The 17,759-nt window shown below is 71.7% G+C and carries 14 protein-coding genes; 3 read left to right on the forward strand and 11 right to left on the reverse strand.

Annotated elements, in window-relative coordinates; genetic code table 11:
- The first annotated feature begins 115 nt into the window (after positions 1 to 115).
- Both GWK61_RS11550 and GWK61_RS11555 read left to right on the forward strand, forming a co-directional pair.
- Positions 116 to 3,070 carry a CHAT domain-containing protein gene (locus tag GWK61_RS11550; RefSeq protein WP_194908274.1) on the forward strand — a complete coding sequence of 985 codons (2,955 nt, stop codon included), beginning with the start codon at positions 116 to 118 and terminating at the stop codon, positions 3,068 to 3,070.
- Between the two features lie 43 nt (positions 3,071 to 3,113).
- The gene (locus GWK61_RS11555) at positions 3,114 to 3,782 is read left to right on the forward strand and encodes a hypothetical protein (protein WP_194908276.1); all 669 of its coding nucleotides are present in this window, start codon (positions 3,114 to 3,116) and stop codon (positions 3,780 to 3,782) included.
- 47 nt (positions 3,783 to 3,829) lie between these two features.
- Here the strand turns inward: GWK61_RS11555 and GWK61_RS11560 are convergent, their stop codons facing one another.
- The 11 genes from GWK61_RS11560 to GWK61_RS11610 form a co-directional block, all read right to left on the reverse strand.
- A complete protein-coding gene (locus GWK61_RS11560; protein ID WP_194908278.1) occupies positions 3,830 to 4,642 on the reverse strand; it encodes a hypothetical protein in 813 nt (270 codons plus the stop codon).
- Positions 4,643 to 4,659: 17 nt separating this feature from the next.
- Entirely contained in the window at positions 4,660 to 5,244 is a 585-nt protein-coding gene (locus GWK61_RS11565; protein WP_194908280.1) for a hypothetical protein, read from the reverse strand.
- Positions 5,245 to 5,250: 6 nt separating this feature from the next.
- On the reverse strand, positions 5,251 to 5,844 hold the full coding sequence (locus GWK61_RS11570) for a hypothetical protein (RefSeq protein ID WP_194908282.1): 594 nt from the start codon (positions 5,842 to 5,844) through the stop codon (positions 5,251 to 5,253).
- A gap of 286 nt (positions 5,845 to 6,130) precedes the next feature.
- Complete coding sequence (locus tag GWK61_RS11575; protein ID WP_194908293.1) at positions 6,131 to 7,693, reverse strand: AAA family ATPase; 1,563 nt, start codon at positions 7,691 to 7,693, stop codon at positions 6,131 to 6,133.
- Positions 7,694 to 7,715: 22 nt separating this feature from the next.
- On the reverse strand, positions 7,716 to 8,294 hold the full coding sequence (locus GWK61_RS11580) for a hypothetical protein (protein WP_194908295.1): 579 nt from the start codon (positions 8,292 to 8,294) through the stop codon (positions 7,716 to 7,718).
- Between the two features lie 5 nt (positions 8,295 to 8,299).
- Entirely contained in the window at positions 8,300 to 8,740 is a 441-nt protein-coding gene (locus tag GWK61_RS11585) for a hypothetical protein (protein ID WP_194908297.1), read from the reverse strand.
- Positions 8,741 to 8,784: 44 nt separating this feature from the next.
- Positions 8,785 to 10,581 carry a hypothetical protein gene (locus GWK61_RS11590; protein ID WP_194908300.1) on the reverse strand — a complete coding sequence of 599 codons (1,797 nt, stop codon included), beginning with the start codon at positions 10,579 to 10,581 and terminating at the stop codon, positions 8,785 to 8,787.
- A gap of 84 nt (positions 10,582 to 10,665) precedes the next feature.
- Positions 10,666 to 11,151 (reverse strand): hypothetical protein, encoded by a 486-nt coding sequence (locus GWK61_RS11595; RefSeq protein ID WP_228562138.1) that lies wholly within the window; start codon positions 11,149 to 11,151, stop codon positions 10,666 to 10,668.
- 109 nt (positions 11,152 to 11,260) lie between these two features.
- The gene (locus GWK61_RS11600) at positions 11,261 to 12,256 is read right to left on the reverse strand and encodes a hypothetical protein (protein WP_228562139.1); all 996 of its coding nucleotides are present in this window, start codon (positions 12,254 to 12,256) and stop codon (positions 11,261 to 11,263) included.
- Positions 12,257 to 12,351: 95 nt separating this feature from the next.
- Positions 12,352 to 14,412: a caspase family protein gene (locus GWK61_RS11605; RefSeq protein WP_194908302.1), complete on the reverse strand. Its 2,061-nt coding sequence runs from the start codon at positions 14,410 to 14,412 to the stop codon at positions 12,352 to 12,354.
- 349 nt (positions 14,413 to 14,761) lie between these two features.
- Positions 14,762 to 16,126, reverse strand: a complete 1,365-nt coding sequence (locus tag GWK61_RS11610; RefSeq protein ID WP_194908304.1) for a helix-turn-helix domain-containing protein — start codon at positions 16,124 to 16,126, stop codon at positions 14,762 to 14,764.
- Positions 16,127 to 16,228: 102 nt separating this feature from the next.
- Between GWK61_RS11610 and GWK61_RS11615 the strand changes: the two genes are divergently transcribed.
- The gene (locus GWK61_RS11615) at positions 16,229 to 17,182 is read left to right on the forward strand and encodes a toll/interleukin-1 receptor domain-containing protein (protein ID WP_194908306.1); all 954 of its coding nucleotides are present in this window, start codon (positions 16,229 to 16,231) and stop codon (positions 17,180 to 17,182) included.
- Positions 17,183 to 17,759: the final 577 nt, after the last annotated feature.

Genomic DNA, 17,759 nt, shown 5'->3' on the forward strand with positions numbered 1-17,759 from the left:
CCCCTCGCTGCGTACTGACGGACCGGACTTTGTCCGTCAGTACCTCCCGTACCGACATACCGACGTCCCGGGACCTAATCGGTAGGACCGAACGGTGGAGACAGGGGGTGGGGCGATGACTGCCGCGGATCCCCGTGCAGTGCTCACGGCGATGATCGAGCGGACGGCTGCCGAGCTGGAGACGCTCGGTGCGCGGGACGCGGTGTCCTGGCGGTTCGCCAAGGCTTGGCTTTCGCTGGCGAGGTTCGAGGCTCACACTCATGCCTCCGAGGATCTGGGCGCGGCGCTCGCGGACTTCGACGCCCTGCCTTCAGGCCTGCCGGAGCGGCCCATGCTGGCGGCGATGATCGCCGTCAGTACCCTGCGACACGGAATCCCTTACGACGCCACGGACACCGTCGCCCGGTTGGTGGCGCTCGCGGACATCGTGGACGCGGCGCCTCCGCCGCTGCCCGACTGGCCGTACGCCTCCGCGGTCATCCGGGTCCGGGACGTCATCGACGCGTCGATGCACGGCCGGGCGGGATTCCAGCTGCGCGAGGCGCTGGCCGAAGTCGAGCGGCTGGCGAAGGTGGTCGGCACGGCGCAGCCTTACGCCACCATGATCGACTCCCTGCGGCAAGGACTGGACTGGCAGCGGCGGCTTGAGGAATCGGATCGATCGAGTGCGCCCGCCGCCGAGGGTTCCGAGGACTTCGCGCGTCGGGTCGCAGAGTTCGCCGACAGCCTTCCCGATCAGGACGGAACCGGCCCGGCCGTGAAAGCGGGAATCGACGCGAGTCTCCCCGTCTTCCGGATACTCCAGACACTTCAGTCGGCGATGTTGCGCAGCGACATCCGTGCCATGGCGGCCGGTCTCAAGAAGCTGGAGGCTGCTGCGGAACAGCTGCCAGCCGACAGCCCGAGCCGGCAGTCGGTCGACCGCTGCATCGCGGCCCTCGGCCCGTTCGCCTCGATGCTGAACGAAGGCGAAGCCGCGCAGGCCAAACCCTGGGAACCCGCAGCCCGGTTCGCGAAGCCCTTGCCCGACGACATGCTCAAGGTCATGGAAGCCGCGGCGGACCGCCCGGGACTGGGTCCCTCCGAAAGAGTCCTGCACCGCTTCAACCTCGCCATAGCGTTCCTCAGCCAGGACACCCCCGAAGCCGTGGACCACGCGGTGACAAATCTGCGGCAGGTCCTGGCCGACGCCTCCCCCGACGACCGCCGTCTCCCGGCCTACCTGCTCGGCGCTGGCGGCGCGGCCATCAGGCGCTTCGAACAGCGCCGCGAGCCTCAAGACCTCCGCGAGGGCATCAGGCTGCTGGAAGACTGCCAAGCACGCGCCGGTGCGACGAGCCAATACCTGTGGACGAATGCCGCGATGCCGCTCGCGTTCGCCTACCGCCTGGCCGGTCGCACGGCGCTCGGTCGGTCGACCGCGCTCGACGGGCTCCGCGGCCTGCTGTGGGACGTGCTGCTGCAGCACGACGTCGAGGCCATGCACTCGGCAGCCCGGTCCGCCGCCGACACCGCGCTCGATGTGGCTCGCTGGTGTCTGGCCGACCACGACACGGAATCCGCGGTACACGCGATGGAATCCGGACGGACCCAGGCGGTCTTCGCGTCCGTGGAAACCCGGACGCTGAAGGATCGGCTGCTTGCTCAGGGCAATGAAGAGCTCGCCGCAGAATGGGACCACGCACACCTGACCGCCGACGAAGCGCTGATCTCCGGTGGTCTGCGCCGCCGGGTGATCAGCGCCCTGGCCGGCATCGCCCTGGACGACCGCGGCTTCCCGATCGGCTCGCCGGGATCGGCCACCACCCGGCTGTTGGACCCGCCGAGCATCCACGAGATCCGCGCCGCGCTCCGGACGCTGGACGTCGACGCGCTGGTCTACCTCTTGCCCGGAGACGAGCAGTCCGGAGCCTGCGTCATCGTGCCCGCGGACGGTCCCGCCGACCAACTGTTCCTGCCGGGGCTGAACTGGAAGGCACTGGCCGATTTCGACGACTATGTGGCCTCCAGCGCCTTCGACGGGATGGGAGTACAGGTCCCGGCCCACGAGTCGCGCGACGCGGCTGAGGCCGCGGAAGGAGCAGGCCCGAGAACCCGCGACCAGTCCCGGCCCGCGCGCGCCGCCGCCGTCGACGACGTCTGCGACTGGGCTTGGAACGCCGCCATGCGCCCGCTGCTGGCGTTGTGGCCGGACCGCTCCGCCGACCGTCCGGTCCGCCTGGTCGTCGTGCCGATGCGAGAACTCACTCGGGTCCCCTGGCACGCCGCGCGCGATCGCACCGGAGGCCGCGAGACGTATGTCATCGAGCGAGCCGTGATCTCCTACGCGCCCTCGGCTCGGCTGCTCTGCGACGTCGCGGCGCGCGGCGCCGTCCCGCTCACCGACTCCGGACTGTTCGTCGGTGACCCCGACACCCGCGGTGCGGCCTCGGACCTGCCGGCGGCGCGCGCCGAAGCGCTCGCCGTCAAAGAGGTCTTCTATCCCCGAGCGCGCTACGTCGGCCGGGAAGCCGACGGGACAGCCGCGGCCGCGGGTGCCGGGCGGAAGCCCGACGTCCTGGCCTGGCTCGCCGACCCGGACGGCGGGCCGGTGGTGCACCTCGCCTGCCACGGCGTGGTGCGGGCGGCCACCCTGTCCGGCGACAGCTCCTACTTCCTGCTCGCCGACGGCGAACGCCTCGCCGCCGAGGAGCTGGTGGGCTCCCTGTCGCACGGACGCCCCCGGGACCTGGCACTCGCCGTGCTGGCGGCGTGCGGCAGCGCGGAGTCCGGGCGTGGCTACGACGAGGTCTTCAGCCTGGCCACCGCCTTCCTGGCGCACGGCGCCCGGTCCGTCGTCAGCAGCCAATGGGCCGTCCCCGACGCCGACACCTCAGTGCTGATGTTCATGGTCCACCACTACCTGCGCCACGAAGGCCTTCCGCCGGCTGATGCTCTGCGCGCGGCCCAACTCTGGATGCTGCACGACCGCACACCGCCGGACACCATGCCCCAGCAGCTCCGCGAGAACCTGCGGGCGCAGCAGCCGCCGGTCGCGGCGTGGGCCGCTTTCATCCACTCCGGCCGGTGACCGCCGATCGGCCCGCACGACAGGATCCTGACGGGAGCACACAATGACGACGACGCCACCGGACGACCCGATCTCCGCGATCCTCGACGGCGGCGCGGGACCCGTCCTCGCCGGGCCGATCGAAACGCGGTTGTGGCGATTCGTCCGGACCTGGACGGCGGTCGTGCGCTACGAGGACCACGGCGGCGCGCCGGGCGATCTGGAGCAGGCCCTCACCGGCTTCGAGTCGCTGCCTTGGGACGTGCCCGGCCTGTCCCGCCTGGCGGCGGTGCTGATGCGGGCTGCGGTCCGGACCTCGGCGACGAGCGCGCAGCCGCCGCTGCTGGATCCGCGCCAGCGTTCCCGGCTCAGGAACCTGCTCCGGGCCGCGGGCTCCGATCCGGTGCCGGTCCCGGACTGGCCGCAGGTCTTGGCGGCGTTCGAGGCGGTGGACACGGTGGTCGCGATGGTCGCGGTGGCCGGTGCCGGACCGGCGAGCAGCCACGACGCGCTGGTCAAGGTCGGGCGCCTCATGAGCGTCGTAGGTGATGCCGAGCCGTACGCCGCCGTGGTGGGGCTCATGCACGACGTTCTCAGTCATGCCGAAGCCCTGCGGGACGACCCGGCCGCGACGGCCGCGACGGCCGAATTCGGCCGGCTGCTCGACCGGGCCCATCGGCCGTCCGGAGCGGACGGCACGCTCGCTGAGCGTTTCGGTCCTCTTGCCGGATAGGTTCTTGCCGGATAGGTGGCCGGCCCCGACGGGTAGGAACGGCGCGGTCAGTCGAGCCTGTTCACCAGCGACCGCAACCGCCAGTACTCGTCAAACGCATGCCGCAAAGGGCCCGCAGCCGGCTCCGCGCCCAAGGCGATCCGCTGATCATCGACCTCGTACACGAGCCGATAGCTCAGCACACCCACCGCCGCGTCCAGCCATTCCGCGGAATCCGCTCGTCCCGGGGCGTGCCCGAACTCCGCGCAGAACCACGCGGGCATCACCGCTCCGCGCTTGACCTCGACCTCAAGCACCTCGTGCAGCAGCGAGTCCAGCTCCTGCAGCGCCTCGCGTCCGGCGTCGATCACCGGGCCCTGACTCGCACCGCGCTCGGCGTCCTCCGCCAGCCGGGCCCGCGCCGACTGGGCCGCCCGCGCGCGACCGGCGGCCAGGGCGCTCGCCTCGGCGAGGCGTTGCTCTGCCGCGGTGAACAGCTGCGCGTTGTGCTGGTGCCGAAGATCACCGCGGCCGGAGGACTGGAGCTCGGTGCTGATCGACAGCACGGCCTGCGCCGCGCGGTCGCGGTCGGCCTCAAGCACGGCGAACTCCTCGACGTCGGCGGTCAGCTGGTCCCGCACCCGCGCGTCGAGCAGGCTCTCCTCGGCGTCGCGGCCGGCCTGGACGGCGTCGGCCAGGTCTTCCCAGTGCTCGACGGCGGGTTCCAGGTCGGCCACCGGGACACCGCCCGACGCGCGCAGCCGCTCTTCGAGCCAGTCGACGCGCGCGGCCAACCGCCGCAGAGCTTTGTCGGGGTTCTTCCCCTCGCCGATCGTGGCGGCCCCGGCCGATGCCGGAGGCTCGGACTCCGAGCGGTTCATCAGTGCTCTCCCATGGATCATGCAGTCGCGACCGGTGCCGGCCCGGCGAACACGCGGAAGGCCCACAGGCCGACGACCACGGCCAGCGGCGCCACCGGAGACGCCCAGCCGGTCAGGACGTGCGCGCAGGTCAGCACGGCGACGCCGGCGGCCAGCGCGAACATCCCCGCGCCGACCCGGGGACGGAAGCCCGGTCCGGCCGCGCGCGCCGCCGTGCCGGGCACCGCGGCGATGCCGCCGAACAGCAGCGGCACGGCCAGCGCGATCCACCACAGCGTGACCACACCGGCCGCCCCGACGGCGCACAACCCGGCGCCGACGGCGATGACGCCGGCGTAGGCCCGACGCGCTGTGCGGACGGCGAGGTGGATCCGGTGGCGGCGCTCGAGCTCGGGGATGTGGGCCTCGTAGTCGACGAGGTCCCGCGTCGCCCGCGTCACCGCTGCCACGGCCTCGTGGTAGTCCTCGCGGTTCGGGCCGGGCCCGTCGGGGTCCGCGGCCTCCACCGCTGTCGCGGCCCTGCGGATCCCCTCCTGAAGATGCTGGACATCGGCGTCTATCTCCGCCGGGCTGCGCCCGCGGTCAGGCAAGGTGCGGCTCATCGGCCCTCACCCCGCCACCAGGGCCGCGCCGACGGCGAAGCCCGCGGCCAGGACCAGCGTCGCGCCCACAGCCAACCGGTCCACCCGGCGCGCCAACGCGAATTCGCCGCGCCGTTCCGCGGTGAGACCGGACATCCGGATGCCGTTCGCCGAACTGAGCACCTCGATCCGATTCATGGCCAGTTCTCCGGAGCGGGATCGCCGCCCGAAGACGTGCACGAAGTCCCCGTCCTTGAGCTGTCCCCCGGTCAGGCGGCCGAGCAGGGTGCAAGCGTGGGTGGCGCCGAGGATCGTCTCGACCCGGAAGCGGTGGAGCTCCGTGGAGAACTCGGGCCGCCGCCTGCGCGGAGCACCCGGGCGCCGCGGCAGGAAGACCAGCGCCGAGTCCGCCAGGTCGCCGAGGGTGGTACCCCGGCGGCGCGCACTGCCGCCCAGACCCGCCAGGAGCACCGCGGCGTAGCCCTCGGTGGCCACAAGCCAGTTCCGGACCCCGGGGCCGTGGCCCCGGGCCGCGAGCACCGGGGCGCCGATGATCGCGGCCAGGCAGGCCACAGCGAGGATCCGTGGTCCGGAGAAGCGGCGGCGCACGATCTCCACCACGACGGCGCCGCGGACGGTGCCGGCGAGCGCCCCGCGCGGGACCCGGGTCGAGGGTGCGCCGCCGCCCGGCCTTCGGATCGCACCCGCGTGGGCCGCTCCTGACGGAATCGAGGGGCTCGAAGGGCTTGACGGGCTTGACGGGCTCGACGGACCCGGGCCGACCGGGCGCACCGGACCCCCGCCGGAAGACGGAGGCGCACCGGCACCTCCGCTCGACGGGCGGACGACTCGCTGGGACCCGGGGTTCCCCCGGGATCCGCGCTGCGCCCAAGGCGGACCGGCCATGTCAGCCGCCCAGCGTGATGACGCGGCGCCCGGCGCCGGCGACGACGGCGGGCAGCGGCGGACTGGACTTCCCGGCCGGGACCGCACGCTCCCGGCCCCAGGTGCGGATGTCCTCGATCTGCTCGGGGTTGGTGCGGCTCAGCGGCATCGTGTTGGTGAAGTTGGCCTTGATGAAGTCCTCGTCCACGGCGTCGCCGTCCGGCAGCTCGACCGCGACGCCGACCTCGTGCAGCGCGGCCTCGATGTCCGAGCCGGCGAACCCGGCCGACAGCACCACCAGCTCCTTGACCAGCCGCTCGTCGGGCTCGCCGCCGATCAGACGCCGGTGGTACAGCCGGATGATGTCGGCGCGGTCGTCGTCGTCGGGCAGGTCGACGAAGAAGATCTCGTCGAAGCGGCCCTTGCGCAGGAGCTCCGGCGGCAGGCTGCTGATGTCGTTGGAGGTGGCCACGAGGAACACCCGGGCCTTGGACTCCTGGAGCCAGAACAGGAACTGCCCGATCAGCCGCCGGGTCACGCCGGTGCTGTCGTTCTGGCCGGACAGGCCTTTCTCGATCTCGTCGAGCCAGAGCACGCACGGCGCGATCCGGTCGGCGGTCTCCAGCGCGTCGCGGAGCCGGCCCTCGGACTGGCCGACGTACTGACCCATGATGCTGCTCAGGTCCAGCCGGTACAGCGGCAGCTCCCACTGCGCGGCGATGGCCTTGGCGGACAGCGACTTGCCACAGCCGGGGACGCCGACCAGCAGCACACCGCGCGGCGGTCGCAGCGCCTTGTTGCGGGCGTCGGCGAACATCCACTGCCGCTTGCGCTCCAGCCAGGCCCGGAGGTTCTGCAGTCCGCCGACCGAGTAGTCGGCCTCCTTCAGCTCGATGCGCTCCAGCCCGGCGAGATCGCTGAAGATCCGGTCCTTGAGCTGGGCCAGCCGGACCACGTCAGAAGGCTCCAGCTTGCCGTCCGCGGCCAGCGTCGCCATCAGGTTGACCCCCTCGGCGCTGGTGGCGCCGACCAGGAAGTTCGCGGCGCGCTGCGCGTCCTGCTCGCTCCAGCCGATGTCGACGGTGCTGGCGTTGTCGGTCAGGAAGTCGCTGATGGTCGCGTACATCTCGTCGGCGTCCGGCAGGTCGAGCGTGGTGGACATGCCCAGGCGCTGCAGGCCGCTCCACAACTGGCCGTCGGTGATGAGGATGACGGAGCCGGCCGTGCTGTCGGCCAGCCGGCCCAACTCGGCGAAGTGCCGGGTGAACTGGGTGTCCTCGCTGAGGTTGTCCGGGTCGACGAACACGAAGTTGGCCTGGCTGCGGTTGGTGAACTGGGTGGTGGCGTAGTCCATCGCCCCGGTGATCGACCGGTCGTCGTTGACGGGGGCGTGGGTGCGCATGTCGCGCAGTCCGGTCGCTCTGGTGTGGATCCAGAACGGCATGGCGGCGCGCCGAGGATCGCCGGCCAGCTCGCGCACCAGGCGGATGGCCCGTGCTTGCTCGATGCTGCGCAGGGCGATGACCGGGATGCGCGCCGAGAGGTAGCTGTCGAGCTCGCGGGCGCACTCAACGTATCTGGGCATGGCCTTCCTCGATGTCTTTGGGTCAGCGTCCGATGACGCGTTTGGTCGGCAGCCCCGCGGCCGGAATGGCGCGGGGATCGACGACCCCCGCGCGGACGCCGGTGACGACGGCGGTGAGCGGGTTTTCGCGCAGCGTGCGCAGCCGGGTCTCGACCATGCGGGCCGAGTCGCCCCGGTCGCGCTGGCGCTCGATGTCGCGTTCGAGCTGCCGCTGCATGTCCGAGATCTTGCTCTCGACCATGGTGGTCAGCCCGGTGCGGAGTTCCTCCGGCAGACGGGGGTCGCCGGCGAGCGCGAGGACCGGGATCAGGCCGTCGCGCCCCTGCTGGAGCGCGCGGCCGTACTCGAACTCGTCGCCGACGGCGTGCGCGGCGGCCTTGGCGAACGCCTTGTGCCAGCCTTCAAGACGTCGCGCCAGCGCGTCGGTGAAGCGGTCGGTGATCCGGCGCCAGGTGTCGGAGGCGAAGTCCTTCGGGTCCAGCGGCCCGAGAGCCGACCCGTCCGACCCGTCCGGCTCGCCGCCGTCGCCCCAGGCGGTCAGATACTCCGCCCACTCTGTGTAGCCGCCGCGGCGCTCGGCTTCCTTGCGTCCCAGTCGCACGGCGGTCAACCGTCCCCGCGGCCACGCTGGACGAAGACCTCGCCGGGCGGCAGGGGCTCCCAGTCCGGCAGGCCCTCGATGGTCTTGCGCAGACGTGCCGTGGCATGCGGCTTGACCGGGCCGCGACGCTTGGCCCACGGCGTCTCAGCCGCCCCCGCCGCCTTGCCCCAGGGCGTCGCGGCGGGAGATCCGTCCTGCGCTTTGGGGCCGGCGTGCTTCGGGCCGCCTGTCACCGGGGCGGCGACGGGCTCGGACACCATGGGCTGGGACACTGCGGGCTGGGACATCGCGGGCTCGGACACCGGCGGCTGAGACACTGCGGGCTGGGCCGCGCCGGCTTCGGCAGCCTCGGCCGGCGGCGTGCTCGGTCCTTGAGCCGGTATCGGGGCGGACGCCCAGCCGATCGGCGGCGCCGGGGAAGTCTCGGGAACGACGGGTGCTGACATCTGTTCTGACATCTGTTCTGGCATCGCTTCCGGCATCGGCTGGCTCATGCCTTCAACCCTTCCTCGCGCATGGTGCGCCCCTCGTGCGGGGTCTTGTCGTGGCCCAGGTCGGCGAACTGCGCTATCAGGGTCCGCACTCGCGGCTCCTCGGCGTCGGCCGCCCGGTAGCGGGTCTGGTAGTCGGTGTACTCGGCGCCGGCGCCGCGCAGGTCCTCCAGCGACTTCGCCTTCATCCCCTTGATGGTCGTCTCGACCTGGGCGCGCAGGGCCTCCGCGGCCTTCTGCCGGCCGGCGGCCCGCAGATACGCGATCCCGAACAGCGCCCCGGCGGCGACGATCCCGAACGCCGGGTTGATCGCGACACCCAGGACCAGGACGATCGCGGCCAGGATGCCCGGCTTGATCAGAGCCTTGCCGAGGTCGAACCGCAGCGAGGCGAGCAGCGGGGCGCTCGCGGCGTCCCAGTGCGCGGCCAGCGAACCCTCCAGTTCGTTCATCGGCGTGTTCGTGAGGCTCCCGCTCCAGCGTGGCAGCGTGAACACCGAGCTCCCGATCGGCTGCTGCTCCTGGAACTCGACCTCCACCTCGGCCGGGTACTTGGACCGGTAGTCCATGCTGAAGCCGGAGTGCGCGCGGTCGACCCACTCCACGCAGGACGCCAGGGCCACCTGCTGGGTCGCGGGCGACACGCCGATGTCGGCGGGATGCAGCGCCGCGGAGGTCTGGACGGTCAGGTAGTCCAGGGTGTCCCCCAGCGCGGCGGTGTGCGTGTCGGCCTTCTCCCGCGCCCTGTCGAGGTCGCCCTCGAACTCGATGACCGCCCGCTCGTACGCCAGCTCGCGCCGCAGCGGCAGCTCCTCGGTGTCGAACTCGTCGACCAAGATGTCCAGGATGTCGTCGACGGAGTCCTCGATCCGCTCGGAGGCGTGGTACTCCGCCGCGATCAGGGCGCTGTAATGGTCGTGGAAGGGCTTGTGCGTCTCGGCGCCCCGCAGCACCTCCTCCAGCTCCGGCCACTGCGGGCTGTGCTGCTTCAACCGCTCGAAGGAGGCGGCCGCGCCGCCCGGCCGGTAGCTCTCGACCTCGAACCGCCAGCGCTTGACCTGCGCGGCGTGCGCGTCCTCGTCGTCGGCGAGCTTGGCCAGCCACCCGTTCACGCTCTCGTGGATGAGCTGGCGCCCGCCGGCCCCGAAGGCCCCCTGCGCCACCGACTCCAGCACCACCGCGAACTCGCGGGACAGCGCCATCGGATCCAGGTTGCGCAGGTAGTGGCGCAGCCAGATCACCGAGGACGGCATCCGGCGCTGGCGCCGCAGGATCAGCGCGAACAGCAGCGCGGTACGCGCGGGCGCCAGGCCGTAGGCGGCCTCTATGGCCTGGTCGCACAGGACGCTGTCGCCGCCGGACCAGGCACCCAGGCTGACCGCCGCGGGCGCCAGCCAGTACTTCGGGTTCTCGATCATCAGCAGGTCGGTGGCGGTCTCCACGCTCTCCTGCTTGACCAGGCCGCTGTCGAAGGCCCGCACGAGTCCGGCCGCGGTGCGCCGCACCTTGTCGTAGCGGCCGAAGTCGAACTCGATCCGGGACTCCAGATTGCCGACCCGGGTCTCGGCGCGCTGCACGTTCGCGGTCCGTTCCGCGCGCCGGACGAAAGTCGTGAACTCGTTGGTGAGGTTGGCCAGCTCGTCGCGGGTCAGCTGCTGCGCCGCACCCACCGCGGCGACCTGGCCGTTGACCACGCCGACGTCGTTGATGACGCGGAACGTCATCTCCTGGACGTTGGTGACGTCCCTTTGCAGCGCGCGTACCGAGCTCCGGAGCGCGTGATCGACATCCACCATGCTCTGTCATCCTGCTCTGCTCGTCCGGAACCTGGTTCCGGTGGCGGTCCAGACTTGGGGGCGGCGCCGGGCACCTCGGCCCGGTCAGGGGGTGACGGGTGTGCCGTCCAGGCGCACCGGCACCAGCTGCCCGTCCGAATAGATCTCCACGTACAGGTAGGCGCCGCTGCGGACGAGCGGGCGCGCGTCCGCGAACAGCGGCGGGACGTGGTCGGACGGGCCGTAGTGTTCGAGGATGCTCTCCAGCAGACTGAGCCGGTGGTCGACGTACGGCGGGCCCAGCCGGCACACGGCCATGAGGCCCAGCGGCATGGCGCCGCCGTGGTCGTTCACATAACCGGCGGCGATCTGGTCGGCCAGCTGTCTGCGGGTCGCCTCGTCGAGCGAGGCGTCCATCCGCGCCACCGACTCCAACAGCCCGGCGCCGCGCGCCTTGCGAAACTCGCGGCTGCCCAGCCGGGGCGCCGGCGCGACCAGGGACCTCTGTTGCTGATCGCTGGACTTCTGCTGCTGATCGCCGGACTTCTGCTGCCACGCCGGCTCTTGGCGATGACGCTGTCGGAACTCCACGGACTCCTCCGGGGGCTGATCGTCGGGTCGCTGACCTGTCTGCTCGCCTACTGACGGACAGGAACCGCCGACAACCCGACAACCGCCACGCCCCCGAAGGCGCGACCCCTCACAACACCCAGCCGACCCCGTATCCGAAGCCGGTCTCCGGCCGGCTGAAGTCCAGGACGACCTCGCCGGCCTCGTCCAGGTCCAGCGACTCCCCCGGCACCATCCGGTCGTTGAGCACCCGCGGCGGCACTCGCTGGAAACGCCAGACCGCGGCCGGCGGGTGCTGGGGGTCGAACCGCACCCGCAGTTGGAACTCGTCGCAGGGCAGCAGCGGGACGAAGGCGTAGTGCGGGCGCATCGGCTGGCTGTCGGGCACCCGGAACACCATCGTGTACGTGTGCTGATCCCCCTGGCGCAGCGGCCTGGGCAGGGTGAGCACGAAGCGGAAGTGGGCCTCGCCCTCCCGCTCCCGGGACTCGATCCTCGCGCCCTGCTGCACGTCAGCCACCACCGTGGCGTCGACCGGAGTGCCCGTGGACTGCGCACCGTCCGGACGCGGCAGGCTGAAGCGGATCGCGATGCGGCGCAGACCGTCGCGGCGGGAGACGATGGTGCGGCGCTCGATCAGTTCGGGGGTCGCGCAGTCCAGGCGCAGCAGCGACTCCAGACGGGACACGTACCAGCCCTTGTCGAGGTCCTCGCCGGTCTCTTCGCCGGCCGCGATGCGGGCCAGGGCCTCCTCGGCGAGCCGGTCGAAAGCCCGGATGATGCGGCGGCGCGCGGTGCGGTCGGCGCACGAGAAGCGCTGGGCGAGCATGTCGACCCGCTCGGTCAGGCGCGGAAGCTGCGTGCCGGGTGCGGTGGCGAGGGCGAAGGCCAGCGCCTGCCGGTCGTGCTCCGGGAACGCCGCCGACAGCTCCCGCAGCACGGTCAGCACCCGCCGCCGGATCTCCCGGTCGCCGGCGTCCGCGCGGACGCCGCACAGCCGCCGGAGCTGCGGACCGATCCGGCCGCGCAGGTTGGTCGCCTCCAAGCCCCAGCCGTGGCGCAGCTTGGCGAACTCCTCGAGCAGCGCCTCTTTGTCGTCCCTGGTCGCGTCCTGGCCGTCCGCCATCGTCGAGCCCCCTCCCGCATCACAGAATACTGATAAGTGGGGGTCCTCCCGGGGCGGCGCGCCGGGCGGCCTTCGCCGACCGCGCGGCGCCCGGCTCACTCCACCGTGTCCGGGACCCGGGTGACCACAGGTAGGACGGCGGTCGTCCAGTCCGCAGTCGTCCAGTCCGCGGCCGGCAGCCGCCCGGCGGCGAGGTCACGTCGGCCCGGCGCCGGCTCGCCCAAGCGCGGCAGGACGAACGGTGCGGCGTTGAACGGCTCCTCGGCGACGATGACTTTGAGCCAGTCCGCGACCTCGGCGCCGGGGACCACATCCGCTCCGGGCGGCAGCGAGAACGCGATCGGTGATCCCTCGGCGGCCCACGCCGTGTGAAGCGGCGCCACGAGATCGCCGGGGAACAAGCTGAGTTGGCTCTGGAAGCGGTCTGTCATGTCCAGAAGGACGCAGTACAACTGGCGTTCGCTGGTGTTCCGCAGCGCGATGAACACTTCGGGCGGAACCCACTGCGAACCGTCCCAGGCGTATTCGAGCGCGATACAGCCGGTCTGGTCCGTCCGCAGCGGGCCGTGTGACGCGCCATCCGTCCGGGGACCGGCCGGATCGACCGTGCTCACCTCGATCCGGATCGCGCCGGCGATGCGGGACGACGGGTTCTCCAGGGCTTTGACACCGCGCCAGCGGGCGATGTGCTCGACGTCCGCGACCACCCCGGCGGCACTCATGGCGTCGGTGACGACGTACGCGCCATTGACCAGTTCGCCACCACCCGCGCCGAGAATCCGCGCGACGTTCGGCTTCGGGACGCTGAGCACTACGTCCGGCGTGCGATCGAAGGCATCCGTCCCGAAGGCTGCCAGCCGGACGTAGGGGGACGAGCCGCCGCCCGGGCCGGCGGCGTTCAGCGCATTGATAAGGAGCCTGGCAGTCTCGTCGGCATCCGGTGCAGCCGAGACCGCCACGCTCGCCGGCGGCTGCGGCACGGCCGTGACGACGACCTGGAACTGTCGCCCGGGATCGGGCCGCCACCCGGCGAGCGGCCGGACCAGGCTCTTCGTCGCCCACACCTGGACGACCTCGGCCTCGGACCAGTCGGCACCGTCGCCGCCCGCGCCGGGCACACCGACTCGGGTCCGGTCGTCCGCCGGTCCGGCCACGATCCCGTGGCAGGCCCCCGCGTCGATCTCCCAGACGCCGCGCAGGCACCGCATGGTCATCGACGACCGCGGCAGCCTCGCCGCACCTCCCAGGAACGCCCGGTCGACGACCGGTTCGGCGATGGGGAACAGCACCGGCGTCTGGTGCGACACGAGGTTCTCCACGTAACAGCGGACACCGGTCATCAGCTCTCTGTAGGTCGGGCTCGGGCCCAACCCCTCCAGCTGTTTCAGGACCGCCAGGCTGAAGACACCGCGGCGGCCGTCAGCCAGCTGGATCTCCTGCGCGGTCTGGTTCCGGCGACAGGCGGCCAGAGCGACATAGTTGGGGCTCGCTCCAAGCCCGATGGCAGACCGCGCGCCGCCGCCGAGCACGGACGTCGGCGCGGACGCGGGCGTGGGCATGGGCATGGGCGTGGGCGTGGGCATGCCGAGTTCGGCCAACAGCGCCGACATCGACGGCGGCACGTCGGTGGCCGGCGCCCAGCGCACGGAAAGACGCGCGACATCTTGGTCCCCGAACTCGTTCGCGCCGGCTCCCGCGCCGGCCTCGCGGTCCGCGCCGTCGGAATGACAGGAGTCGAAGACAGTCACCACGTGCGCCCCGCGAGCCACGATCTCTCCGATGAGCACCGCGACTTCCTTGTCACAGAGGTCCGGCACCCCGTCTCGGCGGCTGTCGGCGCAGACCAGGGTCTGCATCACCCCGGTCGGTTCGGTCGCGGCGAGTTCCGGCGGCACCGGCGCCTGCGATCCGTGCCCGCTGAACCAGAACAGCGCCGTGTCCCCGGCCCAGGCGCGCCCGAGGTGGTCGCGGAACCCGTCGATGACCGCGGCGCGCGTGGCCTCCCCGTCGACCAGGCACAGCTGATGGAGGTCGTCCTTCGGAACGTGGTGCTCGAAATACTCCGCCGCGGCTTTGATGTCGCGCAGGCAGCCGTGCAGCCGCGGCGCGGAGTCCCCATAGTCGTCGATCCCGACCAGCAGCACGTGGACGGACACGATGCGATCCCTTTCCCACCTGGCCGGGCCCGGCGGGAACCGGTCGGCGGTCGGCGGTCGGCGGTCGGCGGTCGGCATGGTCACCGGCTCACGAGCCGGAGCGGGAAACCCCGCCCCGGCTCGGACTGACGGACCGAGAGCCCCGTTTCGCCTCCCGTCAGTCGTCAGCGAGCTCAATGCGACTCCATGCCAGCCCCTTCCCCCATCGCATCGAAAACGGGACACCACCACCTTGGACCTTGGACGGGGCCGGAGATAGGGGTTGCCCGGAGCCGATTGCCCGGACAACAGCCACGAGCCTGCGGGACAGACCGCGTGCAGGCCCTGCCGACCAGGCGAATCAGGAGCCTCATCCCGTGGTCTGCAGCACCGACAGCAGACGGATCCGGGTGTCCTGCACGGCGGGAAGAGCGTGCCACCGGTTCAGCGCCCGCGACAGTCCGCACAGGTCGGAGCGCACCGTCGCGGAGTCGAGGCGCTCGCACGCGTCCAGGACGGGCGCGGCGACCGCGCAGGCCTGCTCCGGTTCGCCGGCTCCGGCCAGGGACAGGGCAAGCCGCGCCGCGTAGCGGGAGCGTGCCCGCTCCGCGCCCAAGGGGATCCGGTCGAGTTCGCGGCCCAGGGCCGCCGCGGCGCGGGCCGGCTGTCCGAGGTCGAACCAGCACCAGCCGGTCGTCATCGCGACCGGATCCGGGACGTTCGCGGTGCCGATGACCGGGCCGCCGCTGCCGTCGGTTTGCGACAACAGTTCCGCGGCCACGTCCAGCGCGCGGAAACAAGCCTCATAGTCGCCCGCGAGGGCGTGGCCTTGCGCCGCGCGCTGCGCTGCCAGGCCCCTGACCCGGGCGGTGCGCGCGCGGGAGAGTGCCCCCTCGGCCAGCGCGACGGTGGTCGCGGCGTCGTGCCGGTAGAGCGCGACCAGGCCGCGCCGCACCATGGCGTAGGCCGCCATCTCCTCGTCACCGCCGGCGGCCGCGAATTCCACGGCGCGGTCCGTCCACCACATCGCGTGGACGTCGTCGCCGGCCTCCTGGGCCATCCACCCGGTGTACTCGGCGTAGCGTCCGGCCAGCCGGAGGGCCGCGTCCCGCTCGGCGGGACGGGCCTGGCCGGCCATCGAGCGCAAAACGTGGGTATGCGCGGCCAGCACCGATATCAGGGCCTTGGGGGCCAGCTTCTGGCCCAGGCCGCGCATCTCGCCGAACATCATCTGGAAGGAGGCGATCGTCTCCTGATGGGTGCCCGCGGCGGCCTGGGCGCCCGCGCCGCGCTCGGCGGGCCGGCGCCCGCGCGGATCCGGGACCGCCAGCCCGGTGACGGCACCGGCCAACAGATGCCGCCGGGACACGGTCCCGAAGCCGGTCTCCGCGTCGCCGCCCATACTCACGATCCACACCTCGCCGCCGTAGTCCGCCGCATTGTGGTCCGCCGCATTGTGGTCCGCCGCACCGTGGTCCGGCCCGCCGCCGGACCGGACGCGGCCCGCGGACGGCGTGGGCGCCAACGCGGCCAGCGCACCGTCGCAACCCAGCGTCGCGTCGCAGCGCCGGGCCAGGTCTGTGCTCGGAGCCTTCGCACCGGTCTCGACCTTGCTCAGGTGGCTCCTGCTGTAGTGCACGAGCGCGGCCAGGTCGGTCAGGGAAAGTCCCGCGCCTCCGCGAAGCCGACGCAGTTCCGTACCGAACGATGCGTTCCGCGCTGGTCCCGTGTCCATGGGTGACCGCCCGTTTCCTGTTGTCCGTCAAATGAGAGCAAGGCGCGTGGAAACGGTAGCCGCGTCGCCGGACTCTGATTCCCTATTCGAGGGTGGCGAACGATGGCCAATCGGGTCTTCGTCAGCTTCCGCAACGGCGACGACCCGTACGCCGCTGCGTTGCTGTTCCGCGCGCTGGGGCGGCGGTTCGGCCGCGACGCCGTCTTCCGCTCCAGCGACTCGATCCCGCCGGGGGCGCCCTGGGCCGAGACGATATGGCGCAACCACTTGTCGAGCGAGGTCCTGGTCGCGGTGATCGGGCCCCGGTGGCTGGACATCCGAGACGGCCGGGGACGGTTGCGGCTGCACCAGGAGGGCGACTGGGTCCGCGAGGAGATCGCGGCCGCCTTGAAGCAGGGCAAGCTGGTGATCCCGGTGGTCCTGGACGGGATCGCGCACCTGGATCCCCGCAAGCTCCCGGAGGACATCGCGCGGATCGCCGAACTGCAGGCGGTCCGGATGGATCACCGGCGGATCGACACCGCGGTGGCACTGCTGATCGAGCGGATCACCGAGGTGTTCGCAGACGCCGACGAGCGCACGAACCACAGCAGCATGGATATGGATAAGGAGCCGGCATCCGAGAACTGGCTCGGCGTCTGGAACGCACCGCCACCCAGCTGCTTCTCCGTGGACCACGGCGACCTCATGGACGCCCTGCGCATGGACACGAGCACGAGTGCCGACCTGATCATTGCGTCACGCGCGTCGCGCTGGGGATCGCTGCCTGTACGCCGCTTGCGAATACCCGGGTTCGCGCGTGAGCAGTCCGTCCGTCTGCTCGGCGAGCGGCTCGCGGACACGTCCTGGGAGGACTTGAACCGCCTGGCCGCAGCACTGGCCGCGGACTTCATCTCCGAGTCCGCGATGAGCCCGGCCCAGTATGCCGATCTGATCGGCGCGCGGCCCGCGAGTTGCTGGACCGGAGTGAGACGTGCAGCTACCCGCGGGCAGCGGCGTGGTCGATGGGATTGGATGAGGTGGCCTCGACGTCCCCTGAGGCGATGTCGGTGCTGATGGCGCTGCGACTCCGGTCGAAGACCTCGACATCCCCACCGCCGTGAGGCGTATATCAGCGATTTGAGGTTCCCCATCGCCCTGAGACACACCACATCGTAGGCTGATCCGCAGGGCGATTCGATCCAGATCGTTATTCGGCAGACCAAAACCGCACATCACCACCGCGGCGGGTGGCCGGCTTCTGGCCAATCGGGCCGGCATCCGGCCAAGACTCGAATGTTGACCGCCCCGTGTCCGTTGCGGCCTGTCGGGCCGGAGGAGCATTGCCGCAGGCCGGGCCGCAGACCCAGGCCACAGGGCGTGGGGGAGCGCCTGAGACCAACCGGCTCTCGTCCGGCCACCTACTGCGGGCTGCAGTGGGCGGGCGTGAGCTCTGCCGTCAGTCTGCCGCGTCCCCTCCTCTCCCTGGCGCCCATCCGCGTGACATCTGGGAAGGAATCATCGGTGTTATCGGACTCCTCACCGGGCCTCGTCGTGGACAAAGGCCCGGATCCCTTGCCGAATAAAGACCCTTATTCTTCTTTATCAGGCTTCGGCGCGTACGTCGAAGCCACCCCGTACTCGCCCCCGCCCC

The organism is Catenulispora rubra, assembly GCF_015356825.1.
GTDB lineage: Bacteria > Actinomycetota > Actinomycetes > Streptomycetales > Catenulisporaceae > Catenulispora > Catenulispora rubra.